Here is a 24,254-nt window from a genome sequence, read left to right on the forward strand (position 1 = left end):
CGGGGACGGGACTCAGAACCAGCGGCGCTCCTCGCCCGGTCCTTCGATGTTGCTGACGCAGCGGCCGCACAGTTCCGGATGCGCCGGGTCGGCGCCGACGTCGGCGCGGTAATGCCAGCAACGCACGCACTTTGGCTTCTCGGTGGCCTGGGCGCTGACGAAGATCTCGTCGGTCGTGGCCTCGCGCACCACCACGTCGCCGCTGATGAACAGGAAGCGCAGCTCTTCCTGCAGCGGCTGCAGCTTGGCCGCGGTGGCGGCGTCGGCGGCGACGGTGATCTCCGCCTCCAGCGCCGCGCCGATCACGCCGTTGCCGCGCATCGGCTCCAGCACCTTGGCCACCTGCTCGCGCAGCGCCAGCAACTGCTCGAAGTCGGCCGCACTCAGCGCCGCGTCGTCCGGCAACGGCGCCAGGCCCTCGTACCAGGTCGCGAACAGCACGTTGCCCAGGTGCGCGCCCGGCAGATAGCCCCACAGCTCGTCGGCGGTGAAGCTCAGGATCGGCGCGATCCAGCGCACGAAGGCCTCGGCCACATGGAACATCGCGGTCTGCGCCGAGCGCCGGCCGTGCGAGTCCTCGGCCATCGTGTACAGCCGGTCCTTGGTCACGTCCAGGTACAGCGACCCCAGGTCCACGCTGCAGAAGTTCAGCAGCGCCTGCACGATGGCGGCGAAGTCGTAGCGCGCGTAGGCAGCCTTGATCTGCTCCTGCACCTCGTAGGCGCGGTGCACGATCCAGCGGTCCAGCGCCACCAGTTCCGGCAGCGGCCGCAGGTGCACGGCCGGGTTGAAGCCGTGCAGGTTGCCGAGCAGGAAGCGTGCGGTGTTACGCAGGCGCCGGTAGGCATCGGCGTTGCGCTTGAGGATCTCCTGCGACAGCGACATCTCGTTGCTGTAGTCGGCCGAGGCGATCCACAGGCGCAGGATGTCCGCGCCCAGGGTCTTCATGATGTCCTGCGGCTCGATGCCGTTGCCCAGCGACTTGGACATCTTGCGGCCGTGCTCGTCCACGGTGAAGCCGTGGGTCAGGCACTGCCGGTAAGGCGCGGCGTGGTCCAGCGCCACGCCGGTCAGCAGCGAGGACTGGAACCAGCCGCGGTGCTGGTCGGAGCCTTCCAGGTACAGGTCGGCCGGCTTGGGCAGGCCACGCTCGGTCAGCACCGCCTCGTGGGTGACGCCGGAATCGAACCAGACGTCGAGGATGTCGGTGATCTTGTCGTAGTCGGCCGCCTCGTCGCCGAGCAGCTCGGCGGCGTCCAGCGCGTACCACACGTCCACCCCGCCCTCCTCGACGCGGTCGGCGACCTGGCGCATCAGCTCGGTGCTGCGCGGGTGCGGCTCGCCGGTCTCGCGGTGCACGAACAGCGCGATCGGCACGCCCCAGGTGCGCTGGCGCGAGATCGTCCAGTCCGGACGCCCGGCGACCATGCCGGCGATGCGCGCCTGGCCCCAGGCCGGGTACCAGTGCACGCCCTCGATGGCCTGCAGCGCCTCGGCGCGCAGGTTGGCCTGCTCCATCGAGATGAACCACTGCGGCGTGGCGCGGAACGCGATCGGGGTCTTGTGCCGCCAGCAGTGCGGGTAGCTGTGGACCATGCTGGCGCGCGCCAGCAACAGCCCGCGCCCGGCCAGCAGGTCGGCGATGACGTCGTTGGCCTTCCAGATGTGCAGCCCGGCCAGCTCCGTGCCATCGACCGCGGGGGTCGACGGCAGGTACACGCCGCGCGCATCGACCGGGTTGATCTGCGCCGCGCCGTAGCGCTCCAGCAGCCCGTACGGCTTGACCGCCACGTAGTCCTCCTGGCCGTGGCCGGGCGCGGTGTGCACCGCGCCGGTACCGTCGGTGTCGGAGACGTGGTCGCCGAGGATCACCGGCACGTCGCGCTCGTCGTAGAAGGGGTGCGCCAGCACCTGGTGTTCCAGCGCCGCGCCGGCGACGCGGCCGTGCACCACCACCTCATCCACCCCGTAGCGTTGCAGCGCGCGCTCGGCCAGCGCATCGGCCAGCACCAGCCAGCGGCGGCGGCCGTCGCGGGCCGGGCCTTCGACCAGCGCATAGACCAGCTCCGGCCCCAGCGACACCGCCAGCGAGGCCGGCAGCGTCCACGGCGTGGTGGTCCAGATCGGCACGGCCACGTCGGCACCGTCCGGCAGGGTCGCGCCGAACGCGGCGGCCAGCGCCGCGCCGTCGCGGGCCGTGTAGGCCACATCCACCGTCGGCGATTGCTTGTCGGCGTACTCGATCTCCGCCTCGGCCAGCGCCGAGCCGCAGTCGAAGCACCAGTGCACCGGCTTCACGCCGCGGGTCAGGTGGCCGTTCTCGACGATCCTGGCCAGCGCGCGGATCTCGTTGGCCTCGAAATGGAAGTCCAGCGTGCGGTAGGGGTTGTCCCAGTCGCCGATCACGCCCAGGCGCTTGAAGTCGCGACGCTGGATGTCGATCTGCTCGTTGGCGTATTCGCGGCACTTCTGCCGGAACTGCTCGGCATCGAGCTTGACCCCGACCTTGCCGAACTTCTTCTCGATCGCGATCTCGATCGGCAGGCCATGGCAGTCCCAGCCCGGGATGTACGGCGCGTCGTAGCCGGACAGGTACTTGGACTTGACGATGATGTCCTTGAGGATCTTGTTGACCGCATGCCCGAGGTGGATCGCGCCATTGGCGTAGGGCGGGCCATCGTGCAGCACGAACAGCGGCCGGCCCTGGGCGTTGTCGCGCAGCCGCGTGTACAGGCCCTCGCTCTCCCAGCGCGCCAGGATGTCCGGCTCGCGCTTGGGCAGGTCGCCGCGCATCGGGAACTCGGTCGCCGGCAGATGGAGGGTGGCTTTGTAGTCCTGGGTCACGGGCAGTTACCGGTCGGTGGTCTTCAGGGGGAGGTCCGCACGCGGGGCGGCGGACACGGGCGGCAGGCCCGCCACCGCAGGGGCGGCGAGCAGTTGCCGCGCCAGCGCGGCGTCGCGGTGCATCTGCGCGGTCAGCGCCGGCAGATCGGCGAAGGTTTCCTCGTCGCGCAGCTTGGCGACGAACTCCACCTCGATGTGGCGACCGTACAGGTCGCCCTGGAAATCGAACAGGTGCGCTTCCAGCAGCGGCTCCACGCCCTGCACGGTCGGGCGGGTGCCGAAGCTGGACACCGACGGCCACGGCTGCGCCGCCACCCCGTGCACCCAGGTGGCGTAGATGCCGGACAGCGCCGGGGTCCGCGCGAACCGCAGGTTGGCGGTGGGATAGCCGAGCGTGCGCCCGAGCTGCTTGCCGCGCACCACGCGGCCGCCGATCGCGTACGGGCGGCCGAGCAGTTCGGCGGCATGGGCGAACTCGCCGGCCACCAGCAGCTCGCGGATGCGGGTGCTGGAGATGCGCTCCTCGCGCAGGTGCACCGGCGCGATCTCGTCGGCGGCGAAGCCATGCTGGGCGCCCAGCGCGCGCAGCAGCGCGATGTCGCCGCCGCGCTTGTGGCCGAAGCGGAACGCCGGGCCGATCCAGACCTCGCGCGCGCGCAGGCGCTCGACCAGCACGCGCTGCACGAAGTCCTCCGCGCTCATCGAGGCCATGCGCCGGTCGAAGCGCAGCAGGCCGACGCTGTCGATGCCGAGTTGGAGCAGGCCCTGCACCTTGGCCCGGGCCAGGGTCAGCCGTGGCGGCGGCGCGGCCGGGGCGAAGAACTCGCGCGGCAGCGGCTCGAAGCTCAACGCCACCGCCGGCACGCCCGCTTCGCGCGCGCGCGCGATCGCCTGCCGCACCAGCGCGCGGTGGCCCAGGTGCAGGCCATCGAAGGCGCCGATGCAGACCACGCTTCCCTGCGGGAACAGGGTCCCGCCCTCGACGTCTCTAAACAGCCTGCTCATTCCTCGGTCCGAAGCGCCGGCGCAGGAGGCGCCGGTCGATGATGCGTAACCGTCGAGTATAGCGGGTGGGGCCACAACCCGGGCGCAGCCAACCGTTGCAGGGGCGGCTTCCGCCGCGACCGGGGGATTTCACCGGTACCCCAGGTCGCGGCTGAAGCCGCTCCTACGCATCCCGACTCGCCGCTCCCGGCGCCTCTCAATGCTCGCGCAGATCCCGCGGCCGGAACCCCAGCGCCAGCAACGCCAGCAGGTACACCGCGCCGCCACCGCCGACCAGCAGCAGCAGGCCGCCGATGCGGTGCCACTTGTCCATCCCGGTGAACGCCGGCAGCCAATGCTGACCCAGCAGTAGCACCGCAACCATGGGCGCACAGGCAAGGCCCAGCCGCAGCAGGTAACCGCCCCAGCCCGGCTTGGGCTGGTAGACTTGGTCGCGGCGCAGCCAGCGCCACAGCAGCGACAGGTTGAGGTAGCTGGCCACCGCGCTGGCCAGGCCCAGCGCCAGGTGCAGGCCCGGCACCGCCTCCAGCGCCGCACGCACGCCCTGCGCGCGCAACTCGGCCGGCACCCACAACTGGTACAGGATCGCCAGGAACAGCAGGTTCAGCGCCATGTTGGCGACCAGCGCGGCGACGCCGGCACGCACCGGCGTGCGCGTGTCCTGGCGCGAGTAGAACGCCGGCAGCAGCACCTTGAGCAGGGCGAACGCCGGCAGGCCGAAGCTCAGCCCGAATACCGACATCGCCGCCATCCGCGTATCGAAGGCGGTGAACTTGCCGTACTGGAACAGGGTCGCCACCAGCGGCTGGCTCAACAACATCAAGCCCAGGGTCGCCGGCACCGCGATCAGCAAGGTGGTACGCAGCCCCCAGTCCAGCGCGTTGGAGAACCCGGCGCGATCGGTCTTGACGTGGTGCCGCGACAGCGCCGGCAGGATCACCGTGCCAAGGGCCACGCCGAACACACCCAGCGGCAGCTCCAGGAAGCGGTCGGCCTGCGACAGCCAGCTCTGCGAGCCGGCATACAGGAACGAGGCGATCACCGTGTCCAGCAGCAGATTGATCTGCGCGATCGAGGAGCCGAACAGGGTCGGCACCATCAGGGTCAGCACCCGGCGCACGTCCGGATGCTGCCAGCCCCAGCGCGGCAGGGTCAGCAGGTCGATGCCGCGCAAGGCCGGCAACTGGAACAGCAACTGCAGCACGCCGGCCACCAGCACCGCCCAGCCCATCGCCAGGATCGGCACCTGCAGCCGCGGCGCCAGCCACAATGCGCCGGCGATCATGCACAGGTTAAGGATCACCGGGGTCAGCGCCGGCAGGCCGAAGCGATGGAAGCTGTTGAGCGCACCGCCGGCCAGCGCGGTCAGCGACACGAACAGCAGGAACGGGAAGGTCAGCCGCAGCAGGTCGACGATCAGCCCGAACTTGGCCGGATTGTCGATCGAGCCAGGATTGAACAGCATCGCCATCTGCGGGGTGAAGAGCAGCCCCAGCGCGGTGACCAGCAGCAGCACTCCACCCAGGGTGCCTGACACGCGCGACATCAGCGCGCGCAGGTCGGCGTGCGGCCGGGTTTCCTTTACCTCGGTGAACACCGGCACGAAGGCGGTGGCGAACGAGCCTTCGGCGAACAGCCGGCGCAGGAAGTTGGGAATGCGGAACGCCACCCAGAACGCATCGCTGGTGGCGTTCGAGCCGAAGGAGTAGTTGATGGCCTGGTCGCGCACCAGGCCCAGCAGGCGCGACACCATGGTCATGCTGCTGAACGACAGCAGCCCGCGAAGCATGCGCGGCTGGCTCATGCGACGGCCCTCTTGACAATTGACTTGACGCGAATATTCGGACGCTTCATACTCTCCCGCTTGTTTTTATCCACCACACAGCTTTCCAGGAAACCACCACCGTGGCCAATATCAAGTCCGCCAAGAAGCGCGCCAAGCAGACCGTCGTGCGCAACGCGCGCAACACGGCTCAGCGTTCGATGCTGCGCACCGCCGTCAAGAAGGTCATCAAGGCCCTGGACGCCAACGACGCAGCCGGCGCCGAAGCCGCTTTCGCCATCGCCCAACCGATCCTCGACCGTTTCAGCTCGCGCGGCCTGATCCACAAGAACAAGGCTGCCCGTCACAAGAGCCGTCTGAGCGCCCGCATCAAGGCGATCAAGACCGCCGCCTGATCGGCTGCCGTCGACGCCGGAAGCGCCCACGCTTCCGGCAGCACCACGAAAAAGCCCGGCCTCGGCCGGGTTTTTCGTGTGCGCGTCACCCCACGCTGCGCGCCATCCCACGGCGCGGGACTCAGGAGGCATCGGCGGCCGCATCCAGCGCGTCCTCGCGCTGACGATCGAAGAACGCCATCACGTCCTTCATGATCGGCCAGGTGCCTTCGCGGCCGAGCGCCGAGACCAGGTACCAGGGCTGGGTCCAGCCCAGCTCGGCGACGACCTGTTCGGCCAGCGCCCGCGCCTCGTCCTCGAACATCAGGTCGGCCTTGTTCAGCACCAGCCAGCGCGGCTTGGCCAACAGCTCCGGGTCGTGCTTCTGCAGCTCGCGCTCGATCGCGCGCACCTGCTCGGTCGGCGACACGCCGTCCACGCCGCCTTCCATCGGCGCCAGATCCACCAGGTGTAGCAGCAGGCGGGTGCGTTGCAGGTGGCGCAGGAACTGCGCACCGAGGCCGGCGCCGTCGGCAGCCCCCTCGATCAGCCCCGGAATGTCGGCGATCACGAAGCTGCGATAGGCCTCGACGCTGACCACGCCCAGGTTCGGATACAGCGTGGTGAACGGATAGTCGGCGACCTTCGGCGTGGCCGCGGACACCGCCCGGATGAAGGTGCTCTTGCCGGCATTGGGGAAGCCGAGCAGGCCGACGTCGGCCAGCAGCTTCAGCTCCAGCTTGAGCGTGCGCTCCTCGCCCTCCTCGCCCGGCGTCGCCTTGCGCGGCGCGCGCGTCACCGAACTCTTGAAGTGCATGTTGCCCAGGCCGCCCTTGCCGCCCTGCGCGACCAGCAGGCGGTCGCCGTGCGCGACCAGGTCGCCGATGACTTCGTCGGTCTCGACGTTGATCACCACGGTGCCGACCGGCACGGTGATGGTCAGATCCTCGCCGGCCTTGCCGTACATCTGCCGGCCCATGCCGTTCTCGCCGCGCTGCGCACGGAACGCGCGCTGGTGGCGGAAGTCGACCAGCGTGTTGAGATTCTCGTCGGCGACCAGCCACACGCTGCCGCCGTTGCCGCCATCGCCACCGTCGGGCCCACCCAGCGGGATGAACTTCTCGCGGCGAAAGCCGATGCAGCCATTGCCGCCATTGCCGGCCGTGACCTGGATTTCCGCTTCGTCTACCAACTTCATGGGATTCGGGATTCGGGATTCGGGATTGGGAAAACACCGGACGCCACAGTTTAGCGGCGCCAGCAAAAGAACGGAGGCAACGGAACGGAGGCCAGCAATCGAGGGCCCTGGCGGAATCCGCCTTTGCGAATCCCCAATCCCCAATCCCCAATCCCGGCCACCAAACGAAAAACCCCGCCGAAGCGGGGCTTTCGTCAGCAAGCCTGCGCCATGGCGCAGGCCCTGGACACCGGCGACTTACGCCTCGGTGACCACGCTCACGGTGCGGCGCTTCTTGGCGCCCTTCACCGAGAACTCGACCTTGCCGTCGACCAGCGCGAACAGGGTGTGGTCGCGGCCCAGGCCGACGCCGGCGCCCGGGTGGAACTGGGTGCCGCGCTGACGCACGATGATGTTGCCGGCTTCGATGGCCTGGCCGCCGAACATCTTCACGCCCAGGTACTTCGGGTTGGAGTCGCGGCCGTTGCGCGAGGAACCTACGCCTTTTTTGTGTGCCATGACTGCTGCTCCTTACTTCTTGTCGCCACCGGCGATGCCGGTGATCTCGATTTCGGTGTAGTGCTGCCGATGACCCTGACGCTTCATGTGGTGCTTGCGGCGGCGGAACTTGATGATGCGCACCTTGTCGGCGCGGCCATGGGCCACGACCTTGGCGGTGACGGCGGCGCCCTTCAGCGCGTCGCCGATCTTGATGCCGTCGCTGTCGCCCAGCATCAGGATGTTGTCGAACGTGATCTCGTTGCCGGCTTCGACTTCGAGCTTTTCCACGCGGAGCGTTTCGCCCTGCGCGACGCGGTATTGCTTACCGCCGGTGACCAGTACTGCGTACATGACCAGACTTCCTCTGTAGTTATTGTGGTCGTTCCTGCCGTGCCGTTTCGGGCAGACAGGAGCGGGATTGTAAGCCGCCGCGCACGGCAGGGTCAAGCCCACCCAGGCCCGGACTGTCAAGCCCCGCGGGCCGGCGCGGCTGCCTGAACCAGCCAGCCGCCGGCGCCCGGCGGCGCTGGCATCTGCGGCAATTGCCCCCACCTGACAAGCTGGGTACGCTGATCGATTGCCGTCCCCTTTCCGCCCCCACACTGGCCAGCGGCACCGCCACGGCCGGCACATTCCGGAATCTCTTCATGGCGATGGATTACATCCGCATCCGCGGCGCGCGGACGCACAACCTCAAGAATCTCGACCTCGACCTGCCCCGCGACAAGCTGATCGTGATCACCGGCCTGTCCGGGTCCGGCAAGTCCTCGCTGGCGTTCGACACCATCTACGCCGAGGGCCAGCGCCGCTACGTGGAGTCGCTGTCGGCGTACGCGCGGCAGTTCCTCAGCGTGATGGAGAAGCCCGACATCGATCACATCGAAGGCCTGTCGCCGGCGATCGCGATCGAACAGAAGTCGACCTCGCACAACCCGCGCTCCACCGTCGGTACCATCACCGAGATCTACGACTACCTGCGCCTGCTGTATGCGCGCGTCGGCCAGCCGCGCTGCCCCGACCACGGCTATCCGCTTGAGGCGCAGACGGTCAGCCAGATGGTCGACCAGGTGCTGACCCTGGACCCGGAGCAGCGCTACATGCTGCTGGCACCGGTGATCCGCGAGCGCAAGGGCGAGCATGCGCAGGTGTTCGAGCAACTGCGCGCGCAGGGCTTCGTGCGCGTGCGCGTGGACGGCGAGCTGTACGAGATCGACGCGGTGCCGGCGCTGGCGCTGCGCCAGAAGCACACCATCGAGGCGGTGATCGACCGCTTCCGCCCGCGCGAGGACATCAAGCAGCGCTTGGCCGAGAGCTTCGAGACCGCGCTGAAGCTGGCCGACGGCATGGTGGCGGTGCAGTCGCTGGACGACACCGCGGCCGCGCCGCACCTGTTCTCCTCCAAGTACAGCTGCCCGGTCTGCGACTACTCGCTGCCGGAGCTGGAACCGCGCCTGTTCTCGTTCAACGCACCGATGGGCGCCTGCCCGAGCTGCGACGGCCTGGGCGTGGCCGAGTTCTTCGATCCGGAGCGGGTGGTGGTGCATCCGGAGCTGTCGCTGTCGGCCGGCGCGGTGCGCGGCTGGGACCGGCGCAACGCGTACTACTTCCAGCTGATCGCCTCGCTGGCCAAGCACTACAAGTTCGATGTCGACGCGCCCTGGCAGTCGCTGCCGGCGAGCGTGCGCCAGGCGGTGCTGTACGGCAGCGGCGACGAGACCATCACCTTCACCTACTTCACCGATGCCGGCGGCCGCACCCAGCGCAAGCATCGCTTCGAGGGCATCATCCCCAACCTGGAGCGCCGCTACCGCGAGACCGAATCGCCGGCGGTACGCGAGGAACTGGCCAAGTACATCAGCGAACGGCCGTGCCCGGACTGCAAGGGCGCGCGCCTGAACAAGGCCGCGCGCAACGTGTTCGTCGCCGACCGCCCGCTGCCGGACCTGGTGGTGCTGCCGATCGACGACGCGCTGAGCTTCTTCCGCCAGCTCGACCTGCCCGGCTGGCGCGGCGAGATCGCCAGCAAGATCGTCAAGGAGATCGCCGAGCGGCTGGGCTTCCTGGTCGACGTCGGCCTGGATTACCTGACCCTCGAACGCAAGGCCGACACCCTGTCCGGCGGCGAGGCACAGCGCATCCGCCTGGCCAGCCAGATCGGCGCCGGCCTGGTCGGGGTGATGTACGTGCTCGACGAGCCGTCGATCGGCCTGCACCAGCGCGACAACGAACGCCTTCTCGGCACCCTCACCCGCCTGCGCGACCTCGGCAACACGGTGATCGTGGTCGAGCACGACGAGGACGCGATCCGCCTGGCCGACTACGTGCTGGACATCGGCCCCGGCGCCGGCGTGCACGGCGGCGAAGTGGTCGGCCAGGGCAGCGTGCAGGACCTGCTGAAGGCGCCGCGCTCGCTGACCGGGCAATACCTGTCGGGCAAGCGCCGCATCGAGATTCCGGCCAAGCGCCACAAGGCCAATCCGAAGATGACCCTGCACCTGCGGGGGGCCACCGGCAACAACCTCAAGAACGTCGACCTGGACATCCCGGCCGGCCTGCTGACCTGCATCACCGGCGTGTCCGGCTCGGGCAAGTCGACGCTGATCAACGACACCTTGTTCACCCTGGCGGCGAACGAGATCAACGGCGCCTCGCACAGCGTGGCGCCGTACCGCGAGATCGAGCACCTGGACCTGTTCGACAAGGTCGTGGACATCGACCAGTCGCCGATCGGCCGCACCCCGCGCTCCAACCCGGCCACCTACACCGGCCTGTTCACGCCGCTGCGCGAACTGTTCGCGCAGGTGCCGGAAGCGCGCTCGCGCGGCTACTCGCCGGGCCGCTTCAGCTTCAACGTGCGCGGCGGCCGCTGCGAGGCCTGCCAAGGCGACGGCCTGATCAAGGTGGAGATGCACTTCCTGCCGGACGTGTACGTGCCCTGCGACGTCTGCCACGGCAAGCGCTACAACCGCGAGACGCTGGAGATCCTGTACAAGGGCTTCAACATCAACGACGTGCTGGAAATGACCGTCGAGGATGCGCTGAAGTTGTTCGAGCCGGTGCCGTCGATCGCGCGCAAGCTGGAGACCCTGGTCGACGTGGGCCTGAGCTACATCAAGCTCGGGCAGAGCGCGACCACCCTGTCCGGCGGCGAGGCGCAGCGGGTGAAGCTGTCCAAGGAACTGTCGCGGCGCGATACCGGCCGCACCCTGTACATCCTCGACGAGCCGACCACCGGCCTGCACTTCCACGATATCGAGGCGCTGCTGGGCGTGCTGCACAAGCTGCGCGACGAGGGCAACACCGTGGTGGTGATCGAACACAACCTGGACGTGATCAAGACCGCGGACTGGATCGTCGACCTCGGCCCGGAAGGCGGCCACCGCGGCGGCACCATCCTGGTCACCGGCACGCCGGAAGACGTGGCGGCCTGCCCGCAGTCGTACACCGGCCAGTTCCTGGCGCGGATGCTGCCGTCCACCAGCGCACGCCCGGAGCAGCCGGCGGCGATGGCCAACAAGCCCGACGCGCGCCCGCCGCGCAAGGTCAAGCCGGAAAAGCCGGCGAAGAAGCAGGCGGTGGCGGCCAAGAGCGGCAAGGCCAGCAAGAGCGCTACCAGTACCAGCAAGAAGAAGAAGGACGTTTGATGAGCAGCGAACACAAGATCCTGGCGCGCATCCCAATCAGCGTGCGCTGGCGCGACATGGACAGCATGGGCCACGTCAACAACGCCAAGTACATCTCCTACCTGGAAGAGGCGCGCGTGCGCTGGATGCTGGGCGTGGAAGGCGTGTCGATGAGCGACCGCATCGCCCCGGTGGTGGCGGCGACCAACGTCAACTACCGCGCGCCGATCGTGTGGCCCAACGACATCCTGGTCGAACTGTTCGTCGAGCGCCTGGGCACCAGCAGCGTGACCATCGGCCACCGCATCGTCGACCAGCAGGACGACAGCCGGCTGTACTCCGACGGCCACGTGGTGGTGGTGTGGATGGACACCCAGACCGGCAAGAGCGCGCCGCTGCCGGAGGCCGTGCGCAAGGCGACGAGCTGACGCCTGCGCGTGCGCCGGGTCCGACCCGGCGCATCGTCCCCTTTGCAGTGACCTGCCCACGCAGGAGCAGCCTGCGCTCCTTGTGGGAGGGACTTCAGTCCCGACGACGGATGGTGTCAGCCGACGCTGGGCTTCGCCTGTCGCGGCTAAAGCCGCTCTTACGAGGCACCAAGGAACTCCCTCTTACATCGCCTGCTTGCGCACGGTCAGCGTCGCCTCGGCCTTGCCGCCGCCTTCCAGCTGCAGCTGCAGCGGTACGGCCTGGCCTTCGGTCAGCGCGCCCTTGCCCTGCATCAGCATCAAGTGCATGCCGCCGGGCTTGAGTTCCACGCGCGCACCAGGCGCCAGCGGCACGCGCTCGACCGCGCGCATGCGGCTGACGCCGGCCACGACCGTGGTCTCGTGCAGCGACACATCGCCGAAGCCGGGGCTGCTGGCCCCGGTGACCGTGACCGGCTTGGCGCAGCCGTTGTGCAGCACGCCGTAGCCGGCGGTCATCGGCATCGCCGGATTCGGCGGCAGCCGCACCCAGCCCTGCTCGAGGGTGAGGCAGGCCGGCTGCGCGGCCGACGCCGCGGTGGCGACCGTGCACAGCACCATCAATACGCCAGCGAATGGTTTGGTTATCATCGCCGCGGTTCCTTCTTCGAAAGCAGACCGCAGCATGACGACGCTCATCGACGTGATCAACCACGGCCCCATCCGCGAACTGCGCCTGGCGCGGCCGCCGGTCAATGCGCTGGACACCGACCTGTGCCGGCAACTGATCCAGGCGATCGAGCAGGCCGGCGCCGACGGCGCGCACGGCCTGGTGCTGTCGGGCAACGAGCGCCTGTTCTCTGCCGGCATGGACGTACCGCACCTGCTGAGTCACGGCGACGACCGCGCCAAGCTGCTCGCCAGCTGGCAGCAGTTCTTCGGTGCGGCGCGCGCGCTGGCCGCCAGCCCGATCCCGGTGGTGGCGGCGCTGACCGGCCACGCCCCGGCCGGCGGCTGCGTGCTGGCGCTGTGCTGCGACTACCGGGTGATGGCGCGCAGCCCCGAGCCGGCGCGCCCGGTGACCATCGGGCTCAACGAGACCCAGGTCGGCCTGGTCGCGCCGGAAGGCATCCAGCGCTTGCTGCGGCGGGTGGTCGGCGCGCACCGCGCCGAGCGTCTGCTGGTCGGCGGCGACCTGGTCAGCGCCGAGCGCGCGCTGGAGATCAGCCTGGTCGACGAACTGGTCGATGCCGACCTGGTGGTGGCGCGCGCGCTGGCCTGGCTGCTGGACCTGCTGAAGCGGCCGCGACAGCCGATGCTGCAGACCCGGGCCATCGCCCGCGCTGACCTGCGCGCGGCGCTGGCCGATGAGCACATCGGGCTGGAGCGGCTGATCGACGACTGGCAGGCGCCGGACACCCAGGCCGCGCTGCGCGCGCTGGCGGCGCGGCTCGGCAAGGGCTGAGCGCGGCGGCAGGCGGGCACACGCGGACGGCCCGCTATAATCGGCGCACGTCCGTCGCCAGGCCCCGCCTCTTGTCCGCCAAGCCCGCCCCCGTCGTGTCCGAACTGATCGAGCTGCTGTCGCTGGAGCGGCTGGAGGACAACCTGTTCCGCGGCCAGAGCCGCGACATCGGCACCAAGTACGTGTTCGGCGGCCAGGTGCTGGGCCAGGCGCTGTCGGCGGCGCAGGCCACCGTGGAAAACGCGCGCCGCGTGCATTCGCTGCATGCCTATTTCCTGCGCGCCGGCGACATCGAGCATCCCATCGTCTACGACGTGGACCGCACCCGCGACGGCGGCAGCTTCTCGGTGCGCCGGGTCACCGCGATCCAGCACGGCAAGGTGATCTTCTTCTGCGCGGCTTCGTTCCAGGAACAGGAGGACGGCGCCACCCACCAGCTGAAGATGCCGGAAGTGCCGCAGCCGGAAGACATCGAGCCGACTCCGGCGGCGCGCCCGGAAGTGCTGGCGACGCTGCCGACCAAGGTGCAGCGCTGGCTCTCGCGCGGCGGCCCGTTCGAGTTCCGCCACGTGTATCCGCGCGACGAACTGAATCCGCCCAAGCGCCCGCCGTTCCAGCAGATGTGGCTGCGCCTGAGCGAGCCGGTCGGCGATGCGCCGGAACTGCACCAGGCGCTGCTCGCCTACGCCTCGGACTTCCACCTGCTCGGCACCGCCACCTTCCCGCACGGCATCAGCTACTACACGCCGAACGTGCAGATGGCTTCGCTCGACCACGCGCTGTGGTTCCACCGCCCGTTCCGCGCCGACGACTGGCTGCTGTACTCGCTGGACAGCCCCAGCGCGCAGGGCGCGCGCGGCCTGGCGCGCGGGCAGTTCTTCACCCGCGACGGGACCCTGGTGGCCAGCACCGCACAGGAAGGCCTGATCCGCGTGGTCCCTGACGCCGACGCCGCGGCGCAGGTTCCGGCAAAGCGCTGAGGACACGGACATGCGCCAGATCTTCAGCAGCCAACGCGTGGAAACCGCCGAAGGCGTCGCCGCCCTGCTGCGCGATGCCGGCATCGAGGTGCGGCTGAGCAACGGCCGCTCCTACCGGACCCGCCGCAGCGGCCAGTTCAGCTATCTCGATCCGGTGGCGGCGCAGGCGCAACCCACGGTGTGGGTGGTGCATGCCAACGACCAGCCGCGCGCGCGCGAACTGCTGCGCGACGCCGGCCTGCTCGACAGTACCCGCCGCGACCCGGAACAGGGCCGTGCGCCCTATCTGAACGAGTTCCGCTCGCAGGTGGCGCCGGACGCCGGCAAGCGCTGGGCCTGGCGCATCCGCATCGCCCTGTTGCTGGCGATCGGTGCGGTTGCCCTGATCACCGTGCTGCGCCATCGCGACAACCGCGCGCCCACCGCCGCACCGGCGCACCCCGCCGCGACGCAGCCGGCCAGGCCGCCGGCACAGGACACCGGCAGCGACGAAGTGCGCGTGCGCGTGCAGCCGGCACCGCGCGGCAACTGAGCCGCGCCGAGCGCAAGGCGACGCCTGCGCGATGTCGCTCATGAGGGTGACAGTCAGCCGATGATCGCCTCTGCCTGACGGAGCGACGCGAGGCAGCAGGTTTCCTCCCACACAAAAAACGCCCCTGCGCGCGGGGCGCAGGGGCGCTGTCGATCGGCGCCTTGGTGCAGAGACGCCGCGGCCATCGCCGCGGCGGATGGCTCAGTTGCTGTCCGGGGCCGGCATCGGCGGCGGCGGTGCATCGCCACCGCGCGGGCCGTCCGGGCGATGCGCCCAGCGCTTGGCCTGCGCCGCATCGAACTCGGCGCGGCTGAGCATGCCGTCCTTGTTGGTGTCGGCGGCGGCGAACCAGGCATCGCGGTGCTGCTTGGCGCGCAGCTCGAAGTCGGCACGGTCGATGTAGCCGTCCTTGTTCACATCCATCTTGTCGAAGCGCGCGGCGAGCTTGGGATCGGCCTGCGCTTCGGCGCGACTGATGCGGCCGTCCTTGTTGGTGTCCAGCTTGGCCATCATCGCGCCGGGCACGCCGTGGTCGCCCGGGCCACCCGGGCCGTCACGGCCACCATGGCGGCCGTGACGCGGCCACTCGTCGCGGCTGAGCTTGCCGTCGTGGTTCTTGTCCAGCGCGTCGAAATGCTCGGCCAGGCGCGGATCGGCCGCGGCCTCGCTGCGGTCGATGACGCCGTCGCCGTTCTTGTCGAGTGCGGCGATGCCGCCGGCATCGGCGGGCGCGGCGGGATCGGCCGGCGGCGGAGTAACGGCGTAGGCGGCGCCGGACAGCACGGCCAGCACGGCCAGGGCAAGCAGCGGTTTGCGAGACTTCATGGGTCACTCCCTGAGGATGATGGGAACCTGCCGGGACGGCAGGCGTCCGGCGCCGCGGGCGGCCCCTGCATCGGGCCGGCGCCGTGGCGCCTTCCCTGCAGACAACGCCCCGTCGCCGCCACGGTTGACCGGCTGCCGGACGTATTCATGGTGCGGACAGTCGCGGCCCCTGCGATGGCGAAGCGCTATGCTCGGCGCATGGCCATCCACTCCGACGCCAGCGACGACCTGCGGCTGTTCCAGACCGGCCAGCACGCGTGCGGCTACTGGCCCGAGCGGCAGGCGCGCGACCTGGTGCTGGACCCGCACGATCCGCGCCTGGGCGCGCTGTATCCGCTGGCGTTGAGCTGGGGCTTCCGCCGTTCCGGCGACCTGGTCTACCGCCCGCACTGCGACCACTGCCGCGCCTGCGTGGCGGTGCGCATTCCGATCGAGGACTTCGTGCCCGATCGCAGCCAGCGCCGCTGCCTGGCGCGCAATGCCGATATCGAGGTGCGCATCGTCGCCGCCGAGCGCAGCGAGGAACAACTGGCGCTGTATCAACGTTACCTGCGCCATCGCCATCCTGGCGGCGGCATGGACGATCACGGCGCGCACGAGTTCGACCAGTTCCTGATCGGCCGCTGGTCGCACGGGCGCTTTCTGGAACTGCGGCAACACCGACCGGACGGCCGGCGTGGGCCGCTGCTGGCGGTGGCGGTCACCGACATCGCCGAACAGGCGCTGTCGGCGGTCTACACCTTCTACGACCCGGACGCCGGCGCACGCGGCCTGGGCACGCTGGCGATCCTGCAGCAGATCGCCTGGGCGCGACGCGAGGGCCTGCGCCACCTGTACCTGGGCTACTGGATCCGCGACCACCAGAAGATGGACTACAAGCGCCGCTTCCGGCCGTTGCAGGCCTACGACGGCCGCCACTGGCGCGACTTCGACGACTACCTGCGCCAGCTCGGCGGCTAGCCGACGGCCACTGGCGCAGCACGGCCCGGCCAGTACCGCCGCCGTTGGTTGCGCCATCGTGCCGACATGCGGCGCATGCGAAACTGGGCGCATGACATCACGCCTCTTCCTGCTCGCCCTGACCCTGCTGTGCGGCGCCTGCGCGCACACCGCTCCCACCTCCGCCGCGATGACCGACGCTGCCGCGCCAGCCGCCACGACGCTGCGGCTGGCCACCTACAACACCTCGCTCAATGCCGACGCACCCGGCGGCCTGATCGCCGCGCTGCAGGGCGACAGCGCGCAGGCGCGCAAGATCGCCGCGGTGCTGCAGCAGGTGCGTCCCGACATCGTGCTGCTCAACGAGTTCGACTACGACGACGCGCACCGCGCCGCCGACCTGTTCGAACAACGCTACCTGGCGGTGCCGCAGCCGCACGGCGGCGCGGCGCTGCGCTATCCGTATCGCTACCTGGCGCCGGTCAACACCGGCGTGCCCAGCGGCCTGGACCTGGACAACGACGGGCACATCGGTGGCGAAGGCCGCGCGCGCGGCAACGATGCCTGGGGCTACGGCCTGCATCCCGGCCAGTACGGCATGCTGCTGCTGTCCAGGTACCCGATCGACACCGCCGCGGTGCGCAGCTTCCGCCTGTTCAAGTGGAGCGCGATGCCCGGGGCGCTGCGTCCGGTCGATCCGGCCACCGGCCGCTTCTTCTACAGCGACGCGGTGTGGGCGCAGCTGCGGCTGTCGTCGAAATCGCATTGGGACGTGCCGGTGCGCACCCCGCTGGGCGTGCTGCATGCGCTGGTGTCGCATCCGACCCCGCCGGTGTTCGACGGCGCGGAGAAGCGCAACGCGGCGCGCAACCACGACGAGCTGCGGCTGTGGCGCGAATACCTGGACGATGCCGGCCGCGGCACGGCGCGCTGGCTGTGCGACGACGCCGGCCGCTGCGGCGGGCTGGCCGCCGATGCGCAGTTCGTCCTGCTCGGCGACCTCAACAACGACGTGATCGACGGCGAAGGCCGCCACGATGCGATCCGTGCACTGGTGACGCATCCGCGCGTGCTGCACTACCCCACTCCGCACAGCGCCGGCGGCGAGGAAACCACGCGCGCCTACGCGGCAAACGGCGTCGCGCACCGCGGCCCGCCGCAGCAGGTCACCGGCGATTTCGGGCCCAAGGCCGGCACCATGCGCCTGGACTACGTGCTCCCGTCGCGCAGCTTCCGCTACCTGGACAGCGGCGTGTTCTGGCCGGCGTCCAACGATCCCGCCGCCGCCATTGCCGACGGCAGCGACCACCATCTGGTCTGGGTCGACGTCGCCGCAGGACCGTAAGCGCAGGCGAGAGAACACCGCGCAGGTCGCGACGCGGCCCGCGCAGCCAGCATCGGCGGCCCCATGGGCCGCCGCGTTGTTTCTGGCAGACCATGGCCCGCGTGGCCCGTAGACCGACTGCCGCGCCAAGCACCGCCATCGGCCTTGATCCAGATCAAGGGCAAACCCGCGCCGACGCGGTCCAATGCCTCCCGCACCCGGTCGGGATGCGCAAGCGGAAGGCGAGCATGCGAACGCAACAGTTGCAACAGGCGCTGGAAGGCCTCAACGGCGCCACCGCCGACATCGAGGCCTCGGCGCTGATCTCCCTGGACGGGCTGATGATCGCCTCGGCGATGCCGCAGGGCATGGACGAGGACCGGGTCGGCGCGATGTCGGCGGCGCTGCTCGCGTTGGGCGAACGCAGCGCGCGCGAGCTGGCGCGCGGCACGCTGGAGCGGGTGCTGATCCAGGGCGAACTCGGCTACGTGATCATGAGCGCGGCCGGCCGCGAGGCGGTGCTCACCGTACTGGCCAAGCCCAGCGCCAGGCTCGGCCTGGTGTTCCTGGACATCAAGCGCGCCGCGCAGGCGCTGCAGCAGATCCTGTAGGGCGCCGCCATGCCGCTGCCGCCGATGGATCCGCCGCACGAGCCGCACCGCAGCGCCGAGCTGCGCTATCACGATGGCAGCCACCGCACGGTGTACTGGAGCGAGCGCGAGGTCGCCTACCCCGATGGACGCCTGATCGTCTCGCGCACCGACCTGGACGGCGTCATCACCCACGCCAACGACGCCTTCGTCGAACTCAGCGGCTGGCCGCGCGAGACGCTGATCGGCGCGCCGCACTGCATCCTGCGCCACCCTGAGATGCCGCGGCGCGCATTCCGCGAACTGTGGGACACCGTGCTGGCCGGCGAGAAGTGGCACGGCTACGTCAAGAACCTGCGCCGCGACGGCGCCTGCTATTGGGTCTATGCCACCGCGTTGCCGAACGTGCGCGACGGCCGCGTGGTCGGCTTCACCTCGGTGCGGCGCAAGCCCTCGCGGCGGCGCATCGAGGCGCTGCAGCCGCTGTATGCGCAATGGCTGCAGGACGAACAGGCGGAGACGCCGGCATGAGCTGCACGTTCCTGGTCGCGCCGGACTTCGCCCCCGAGTACTTCGGCGGCTGGTACCTGCTCAGCACGGTGCTGCAGCGCCGCGCCGGCATCGGCCTGCGCCTGCTGATGCCGGCCGATGCCGCCGAACAGCGGCAATTGCTGGACGACAGCGTCGTCGACCTGGTGTACGCCAGCCCGTTCGACGCCAGCGCGTTGATCCGCGACCGCGGCTACCTGCCGCTGGTGCGGCCGCGCGGCCGCGCCGACGAGGTGGTGATTGCGACCGCGGCCGAGGCGCCGGCGCGCTGCGTGGAAGACCTGCCCTACGGCTGCCGCATCGCGCTGACCGCCAACCACGACGTGCGCCTGATCGGCCTGCGCCTGCTGGAACCGGCCGACCTGGAGCCGGAACGCATCGCCTGGCGCCCGGCCAGCAGCTACGCCGCGGTGGCGCGGTTGCTGCTGGAGGGCGAAGCCGACGCCGGCCTGTTCCTGGCCACCGCCTACCACGGCCTGTCGCGGCTGACCCGTGCGCGACTGCGCCCGCTGGTGGAAAGCGCGCTGTGCGACATCGGCCATGTGCTGTTGGCGCATCCGCGCCTGGGCCCGCAACTGCCGGTGCTGCGCGATGCCCTGCTCGCGCTGGGCGATGCCGCGCACCGCGACGACCAGGCGGTGCTGGACGCGCTGGGCCTGGAGCAGGGCTTCGAGGCGATGGCCACGGAGGACGCCGAATTCATGATCGACCTGATCGACACCCTGCTGGACTGAGGCGCCCATGGCCACCACTCCCGCTCACGATCCCGCACGCCTGGTGATGCGCACCCATGCCCGCGCGTTGCTGCGCGACCCGCGCGACGCCGCCGCGCATTTGGCGCGGCTGCACGCGGCGCTGCAACTGCACGACAACGAACCGACCCAGGGCGTGCTTGCCGACCTGTTCGTGGCCCTGCCGCGGCACGACATCGCCCTGCGCCAGTTGGCGCTGCAGATGGCCGCGACACATCTGCCGCCGCACGTGGCCGAGGCCTTCCAGCGCCACAGCCAGGGCCACGCGCTGCTGCCGATCAACGCCCTGGCCACGCGCTGGAGCGTGCTGGCGCGGCCGTCGGCCGACGTGCCGGCGCGGGTGCGCCGGGCCAGCCCGGATCATTCGCGGCGGATGGTGCGCGAAGTGGTGGACGCGCTGTGCGATGGCGCGCCGATCGCCGCGGCGCGCTGCGAGCGCGAGTTCCTGGACTACTGCATCAGTTGCCAGGACAAGCTCGCCTTCATGCTCGCCACCCGCGAACTGCGCCGCCACGCGCTGGCCCTGGGCGACCGCTGGGACCGCACCGCACGCTGGCTGCAGCAACGCGAACCGCTGGGCGGCCGCAGCGTCGACGCCCTGTCCTTTTCCAGCGCGAGTGCGCCGCGATGACCACCCACGAACCGACCGGCTCCGAACCGACCTGGCTGATGCCGACCCCGCACGGCGTACTGCACGGCTTTGCCAGCGCCACGCCCGACCGCATGCAGCGCGCGCTGCAACTGCTGCTCGGTGCGCACGGTGCGTTGTCGCTGCAGGAATGGCGCCAGCGCGTGGGCGGCGACGCGCAGCGGCTGCTGCAGGAGGCGCGCGAACAGCAATGGGTGCAACTGCTGCGGCGCGCGGTACCGGGGCCGGAAATCCGCCTGGACGATTTCGCCCAGCACGTGATCGCCCCGCTGTCGGCCGAACGCCGCGCGGTGCTGGCCTCCGACAGCGGCTTCTGCCTGGGCCATGCCGGCCTGGACCAGGAACAGGCCGAGACGCTGAGCGTGGCCGCCGCCGACTTTTCCGGCTTCGCCCAGCGCCAGAGCGCGCGCGGCTGGCACGGCGCGCACCGCTACGTGGCGTTCTACAGCGAGCCGCAGTTGCTGCTGCCGGACTGGTCGTTCGTGCCGTTCTGGGTCGACGGCGCCGGTTACTGGCTGGTGCTGGGCGGCGAGGCCCTGCTCAACAACCTGGCGATGGTGGAACTGGTGTGGAGCATCCGGCTGGCGGCGGCACGGTTTGCGCCGCCGGCCTAAGTGGCCGGGATTGGGGAATCGGGAGTGGGGAATGGGAAAGCGGCCCCCTTTGGCCCCGCTTTCCGAGCGCTCGCCGTTTTATGCGTCTAGGTCGATGGTGAGGGCGGCGGCGGCGTCGCGGGCGGTTTGCCGCGCTTCGTCGATGCTCGCGCCGCGGGCCAGGGTCACGCCGACGCGGCGGTGGCCGTGCACGCTGGGCTTGCCGAACAGGCGCAGGGCGGTGTCCGGGGCCTGCAGGGCGGCGTCGACGTTGCCGAAGCGCGGCACGCCTTCGCCGTGCGCCAGCAGCGCGCACGAGGCCGACGGGCCGTTCTGGCGGATCGACGGAATCGGCAGGCCGAGGATCGCGCGCGCATGCAGGGCGAACTCGCTCAGTTCCTGCGACACCAGGGTGACTAGGCCGGTGTCGTGCGGCCGCGGCGACACTTCGCTGAACCAGACCTCGTCGCCCTTGACGAACAGCTCCACGCCGAACAGGCCCCAGCCGCCGAGATCGTCGGTGACCGCGCGGGCGATGTCCTGCGCGCGTTGCAGGGCCAGCGCCGACATCGGCTGCGGCTGCCAGCTCTCGCGGTAGTCGCCGTCCTTCTGCCAGTGCCCGATCGGATCGCAGAACGCGGTGCCGCCGGCGTGACGCACGGTCAGCAGGGTGATTTCGTATTCGAAGTCGATGAAGCCTTCGACGATGCAGCGGCCGGCGCCGGCGCGGCCACCGGTCTGCGCGTACTCCCAGGCCGCATCGATGTCGGCAGCGCTGCGCAGCGTGCTCTGGCCCTTGCCGGAGGACGACATCACCGGCTTGACCACGCACGGCAGGCCGACCGCGGCGATCGCCTCGCGGTACTGCTCGGGCGTGTCCACGAAGCGGTACGGCGAGGTCGGCAGGCCCAGGGTCTCGGCGGCCAGGCGGCGGATGCCTTCGCGGTCCATGGTCAGCCGCGCCGCACGCGCCGTCGGAATCACCCGCTGGCCGAGGTCGCGCTCCAGCGCCACCAGCGTTTCGGTGTGGATCGCCTCGATCTCCGGCACGATCAGGTGCGGCTGCTCGCGCGCGATCAGTTCGCGCAGCGCCATCGCATCGAGCATGTCGACCACGTGGCTGCGGTGCGCGACCTGCATCGCCGGGGCATCGGCATAACGGTCCACCGCGATCACCTCCACGCCGAAGCGCTGCAGTTCGATCGCCACTTCCTTGCCGAGTTCGCCGGAGCCGAGCAGCAGCACGCGGGTGGCGGAAGCGGACAGCGGGGTTCCCAGAGTGACCATGACGGCGGCGCCTGCGCGAAGAGGGGGACTGTATTCTAACGGGCCGGCGCCCCACGCCGGCACAGGGCCGGCTACGCCATCGCCTGCGCGCAGCGAGGTGCTATCTTCTGCGGCGTCACTGGGGATGTCGCCATGCACGCACGCAGCGCCGGAAACCGCCTCGGCACGCCCTGCCGTACCACCGGGGAGCGCCCATGCACTCGTTGATGCCGGCCGAGGCCTACATCGACGAGGCCTGGTTCGCGCGCGAACGCGAGCTCCTGATGAAGCCGCTGTGGCAGTTCGTGGCCCCGCGCATGCTGCTGGACAAGCCCAATGCCTTCGTCCGCCGCTCGGTGTGCGGGGTGGACGTGGTGGTGCAGAACATCGACGGCGAACTGCGCGCCTTCGACAACCTGTGCCTGCACCGGCAGAACCCGCTGCAACAGCAACCGCAGGGCGTGCGCCCGCTGGTCTGCAGCTACCACGGCTGGCGCTACGGCGCCGACGGCAGCGTGGACAACATCCCCTTCCAGGACGATGCCTACCGCCTGGCACCGGAGGCGCGCGCCTGCCTGCGGCTGCGCCGCTTCGCGGTGGCCTGCATCGGCAAGCTGGTGTTCGTGAACCTGTCGCCCGCGCCGATGCCGCTGGAAACGCAGTTCTCGCTGGAGGCGCTGGAGATGCTGCGCGCCGCCTCCGAGCAGTTCGACGACGAAGTGCTGGTGGCGACCTTCGAGGCCGACTTCAACTGGAAGCTGGCCTACGAGAACCTGCGCGATGCGCTGCACCCGCGCTTCGTGCATGCGCGCACGCTGGCGCAACAGGTGAAGTTCCAGGTGCAGATGGACGATGCCGGCGTCGCCGAGGCGCGCCGCTACCACGCCGAGGGCAGCGCCTCGCGCGAGGCGCATCTGGCGCGCCTGCGCGATTTCAGCAGCGGCGGCCTCAACGAACCGCTGCTGGCGATGGCGCACTACCCCTGGCATGCGCACGTCGAACGCTTCGGCAACGACGACTGGTATCTGAACTGGCTGCTGTATCCGAACCTGCATATCGCCTCGGGCTCGGGTGGCTATTCCTTCATCATCGAGCACCACCAGCCGGTGTCGGCGCAGCGCACCGACCTGCTGGTCTACTACGTCACCGCACGCAAGAAGCAGCGCTACCCGGGCTCCGACGCGGTGCTGCTGGGGCACCTGCACGGCGCCGAGAAGGTGCTGCGCGAGGACATCGAGATCATGGAACAGGTGCAGTCGGGACTGCGCGCCGGCGCCCCGCGCGCGGTGCTGGGCGACTACGAGCACGCCAACATGCAGATCGAACGCTGGTACATGGATGTCATGGAGGGCCGCCATGTCCTCTGACAAATACGTGGTCGGCAGCGGTGCGCTGCTGCGCTGGGCGCTGGCGGCCTGGGCCGAGGCGGCGCCGGACTGCGTACTGCATCCGCTGGACGTGGCGCAGGGCAAGGACTACCGCTTCGACCTCGATGCCCTGCACGCACTGGCCGACACCGGCGCCACCGCCTTCGTCGCCTGGGGCCCGCAGTTCCTCAACTTCCGCCGCCAGGAACTGATGGGCGAACTGAAGGCACGCGGCTTCAAGATGCCGCCGCTGATCTGCCGCGGCGCGCAGGTGGCGGCGAGCGCGCGCGTCGGCGAGAACTGCGCGATCGGCGCCGGCGCCATCGTCGATGCGCACTGCGACATCGGTTTCAACGCCTGGATCGGCGCGGCGGCGGTACTGGAATCGGCGGTCAAGGTCGGCGCCTCGGCCTGGATCGAGGCCGGCGTGACGCTCGGCACGGAGGCGCAGATCGGCGCCCAGGCCACGCTCGGGCGGCAGGTGGACATCGGCCCCGGCGTGCGCATCGGCAAACGCTGCCAGATCGAGATCCCCGGCCGCTACCGCAGCGACATCGCCACCGGCACCCATCACCTCAGCGGTTTCCGCTCGCCGGTGCTGATCCTCGGCGGGTGAGTGGCCGCCGCTTGCGGCGACGGGATTGGGGATTAGGGATTCGGGATTGGCAAAAGCGCAGGCCGGCGGCCGGCGGGGTGACGGCGCGCGGGC

At 70.1% G+C, this 24,254-nt stretch carries 24 protein-coding genes; 15 read left to right on the forward strand and 9 right to left on the reverse strand.

Annotated features, from left to right (window positions below; translation table 11 throughout):
* Positions 1 to 12: 12 nt before the first annotated feature.
* The 3 genes from ileS to murJ form a co-directional block, all read right to left on the reverse strand.
* Positions 13 to 2,844, reverse strand: coding sequence for an isoleucine--tRNA ligase (gene ileS / locus RAB71_RS16260; RefSeq protein WP_010341164.1), 2,832 nt, complete (start codon positions 2,842 to 2,844; stop codon positions 13 to 15).
* 6 nt (positions 2,845 to 2,850) lie between these two features.
* The gene (locus RAB71_RS16265; protein WP_026144087.1) at positions 2,851 to 3,849 is read right to left on the reverse strand and encodes a bifunctional riboflavin kinase/FAD synthetase; all 999 of its coding nucleotides are present in this window, start codon (positions 3,847 to 3,849) and stop codon (positions 2,851 to 2,853) included.
* Between the two features lie 196 nt (positions 3,850 to 4,045).
* A complete protein-coding gene (murJ, locus tag RAB71_RS16270; RefSeq protein ID WP_029561852.1) occupies positions 4,046 to 5,638 on the reverse strand; it encodes a murein biosynthesis integral membrane protein MurJ in 1,593 nt (530 codons plus the stop codon).
* A 116-nt stretch (positions 5,639 to 5,754) separates the two neighbouring features.
* Here murJ and rpsT point away from each other — a divergent pair, with 116 nt between their 5' ends.
* Positions 5,755 to 6,027 carry a 30S ribosomal protein S20 gene (gene rpsT / locus RAB71_RS16275; RefSeq protein ID WP_010341167.1) on the forward strand — a complete coding sequence of 91 codons (273 nt, stop codon included), beginning with the start codon at positions 5,755 to 5,757 and terminating at the stop codon, positions 6,025 to 6,027.
* Positions 6,028 to 6,148: 121 nt separating this feature from the next.
* Here rpsT and cgtA read toward each other — a convergent pair whose 3' ends face one another.
* The 3 genes from cgtA to rplU all read right to left on the reverse strand — a co-directional run bounded on the left by cgtA (position 6,149) and on the right by rplU (position 8,035).
* The gene (gene cgtA, locus RAB71_RS16280; RefSeq protein WP_010341168.1) at positions 6,149 to 7,204 is read right to left on the reverse strand and encodes an Obg family GTPase CgtA; all 1,056 of its coding nucleotides are present in this window, start codon (positions 7,202 to 7,204) and stop codon (positions 6,149 to 6,151) included.
* A gap of 237 nt (positions 7,205 to 7,441) precedes the next feature.
* Positions 7,442 to 7,702 carry a 50S ribosomal protein L27 gene (gene rpmA / locus RAB71_RS16285; protein ID WP_010341169.1) on the reverse strand — a complete coding sequence of 87 codons (261 nt, stop codon included), beginning with the start codon at positions 7,700 to 7,702 and terminating at the stop codon, positions 7,442 to 7,444.
* Between the two features lie 12 nt (positions 7,703 to 7,714).
* Positions 7,715 to 8,035, reverse strand: coding sequence for a 50S ribosomal protein L21 (rplU, locus tag RAB71_RS16290; RefSeq protein WP_010341170.1), 321 nt, complete (start codon positions 8,033 to 8,035; stop codon positions 7,715 to 7,717).
* A 296-nt stretch (positions 8,036 to 8,331) separates the two neighbouring features.
* On the opposite strand from rplU, the gene uvrA reads away from it, so the two are divergent.
* Together uvrA and RAB71_RS16300 are read left to right on the forward strand one after the other, a co-directional pair.
* Positions 8,332 to 11,328 carry an excinuclease ABC subunit UvrA gene (gene uvrA, locus RAB71_RS16295; protein WP_010341171.1) on the forward strand — a complete coding sequence of 999 codons (2,997 nt, stop codon included), beginning with the start codon at positions 8,332 to 8,334 and terminating at the stop codon, positions 11,326 to 11,328.
* Positions 11,328 to 11,735 carry a thioesterase family protein gene (locus RAB71_RS16300; RefSeq protein ID WP_010341172.1) on the forward strand — a complete coding sequence of 136 codons (408 nt, stop codon included), beginning with the start codon at positions 11,328 to 11,330 and terminating at the stop codon, positions 11,733 to 11,735. The genes uvrA and RAB71_RS16300 overlap by 1 nt, the downstream gene beginning before the upstream one ends.
* A 183-nt stretch (positions 11,736 to 11,918) precedes the next feature.
* Here the strand turns inward: RAB71_RS16300 and RAB71_RS16305 are convergent, their stop codons facing one another.
* Positions 11,919 to 12,365, reverse strand: coding sequence for a copper chaperone PCu(A)C (locus RAB71_RS16305; protein WP_040901017.1), 447 nt, complete (start codon positions 12,363 to 12,365; stop codon positions 11,919 to 11,921).
* A 34-nt stretch (positions 12,366 to 12,399) separates the two neighbouring features.
* Between RAB71_RS16305 and RAB71_RS16310 the strand changes: the two genes are divergently transcribed.
* From RAB71_RS16310 to RAB71_RS16320, 3 genes are all read left to right on the forward strand, one after another.
* Positions 12,400 to 13,179 carry an enoyl-CoA hydratase/isomerase family protein gene (locus tag RAB71_RS16310; RefSeq protein WP_010341174.1) on the forward strand — a complete coding sequence of 260 codons (780 nt, stop codon included), beginning with the start codon at positions 12,400 to 12,402 and terminating at the stop codon, positions 13,177 to 13,179.
* A gap of 71 nt (positions 13,180 to 13,250) precedes the next feature.
* On the forward strand, positions 13,251 to 14,159 hold the full coding sequence (gene tesB, locus RAB71_RS16315; protein WP_010341175.1) for an acyl-CoA thioesterase II: 909 nt from the start codon (positions 13,251 to 13,253) through the stop codon (positions 14,157 to 14,159).
* Positions 14,160 to 14,169: 10 nt separating this feature from the next.
* Positions 14,170 to 14,691 (forward strand): putative signal transducing protein, encoded by a 522-nt coding sequence (locus tag RAB71_RS16320; protein WP_010341177.1) that lies wholly within the window; start codon positions 14,170 to 14,172, stop codon positions 14,689 to 14,691.
* A 201-nt stretch (positions 14,692 to 14,892) separates the two neighbouring features.
* Here RAB71_RS16320 and RAB71_RS16325 read toward each other — a convergent pair whose 3' ends face one another.
* Positions 14,893 to 15,516, reverse strand: coding sequence for an EF-hand domain-containing protein (locus RAB71_RS16325; protein WP_010341178.1), 624 nt, complete (start codon positions 15,514 to 15,516; stop codon positions 14,893 to 14,895).
* Between the two features lie 198 nt (positions 15,517 to 15,714).
* On the opposite strand from RAB71_RS16325, the gene RAB71_RS16330 reads away from it, so the two are divergent.
* The 7 genes from RAB71_RS16330 (at position 15,715) to RAB71_RS16360 (ending at position 20,933) form a co-directional block, all read left to right on the forward strand.
* Positions 15,715 to 16,476, forward strand: a complete 762-nt coding sequence (locus tag RAB71_RS16330; RefSeq protein WP_029561853.1) for an arginyltransferase — start codon at positions 15,715 to 15,717, stop codon at positions 16,474 to 16,476.
* A 91-nt stretch (positions 16,477 to 16,567) separates the two neighbouring features.
* On the forward strand, positions 16,568 to 17,800 hold the full coding sequence (locus tag RAB71_RS16335) for an endonuclease/exonuclease/phosphatase family protein (protein ID WP_041500027.1): 1,233 nt from the start codon (positions 16,568 to 16,570) through the stop codon (positions 17,798 to 17,800).
* 227 nt (positions 17,801 to 18,027) lie between these two features.
* Positions 18,028 to 18,390: a roadblock/LC7 domain-containing protein gene (locus tag RAB71_RS16340; protein ID WP_010341183.1), complete on the forward strand. Its 363-nt coding sequence runs from the start codon at positions 18,028 to 18,030 to the stop codon at positions 18,388 to 18,390.
* A gap of 9 nt (positions 18,391 to 18,399) precedes the next feature.
* On the forward strand, positions 18,400 to 18,900 hold the full coding sequence (locus tag RAB71_RS16345) for a PAS domain-containing protein (RefSeq protein ID WP_010341184.1): 501 nt from the start codon (positions 18,400 to 18,402) through the stop codon (positions 18,898 to 18,900).
* Complete coding sequence (locus RAB71_RS16350; RefSeq protein ID WP_010341185.1) at positions 18,897 to 19,652, forward strand: PhnD/SsuA/transferrin family substrate-binding protein; 756 nt, start codon at positions 18,897 to 18,899, stop codon at positions 19,650 to 19,652. Before RAB71_RS16345 ends, RAB71_RS16350 begins: the two co-directional genes overlap by 4 nt.
* 7 nt (positions 19,653 to 19,659) lie before the next feature.
* Positions 19,660 to 20,301 (forward strand): hypothetical protein, encoded by a 642-nt coding sequence (locus RAB71_RS16355; RefSeq protein ID WP_010341186.1) that lies wholly within the window; start codon positions 19,660 to 19,662, stop codon positions 20,299 to 20,301.
* Positions 20,298 to 20,933, forward strand: coding sequence for a hypothetical protein (locus tag RAB71_RS16360; RefSeq protein ID WP_010341187.1), 636 nt, complete (start codon positions 20,298 to 20,300; stop codon positions 20,931 to 20,933). The genes RAB71_RS16355 and RAB71_RS16360 overlap by 4 nt, the downstream gene beginning before the upstream one ends.
* A 78-nt stretch (positions 20,934 to 21,011) precedes the next feature.
* Here the strand turns inward: RAB71_RS16360 and purT are convergent, their stop codons facing one another.
* A complete protein-coding gene (gene purT / locus RAB71_RS16365; protein WP_010341188.1) occupies positions 21,012 to 22,199 on the reverse strand; it encodes a formate-dependent phosphoribosylglycinamide formyltransferase in 1,188 nt (395 codons plus the stop codon).
* Positions 22,200 to 22,393: 194 nt separating this feature from the next.
* Here purT and RAB71_RS16370 point away from each other — a divergent pair, with 194 nt between their 5' ends.
* Positions 22,394 to 23,545 (forward strand): aromatic ring-hydroxylating dioxygenase subunit alpha, encoded by a 1,152-nt coding sequence (locus RAB71_RS16370; protein ID WP_010341189.1) that lies wholly within the window; start codon positions 22,394 to 22,396, stop codon positions 23,543 to 23,545.
* Entirely contained in the window at positions 23,535 to 24,161 is a 627-nt protein-coding gene (locus RAB71_RS16375) for a DapH/DapD/GlmU-related protein (RefSeq protein WP_010341190.1), read from the forward strand. The genes RAB71_RS16370 and RAB71_RS16375 overlap by 11 nt, the downstream gene beginning before the upstream one ends.
* The last annotated feature ends 93 nt before the right edge of the window (positions 24,162 to 24,254 follow it).

The sequence above is a fragment of the Xanthomonas sacchari genome, from assembly GCF_040529065.1.
In the GTDB taxonomy this organism is placed as follows: domain Bacteria; phylum Pseudomonadota; class Gammaproteobacteria; order Xanthomonadales; family Xanthomonadaceae; genus Xanthomonas_A; species Xanthomonas_A sacchari.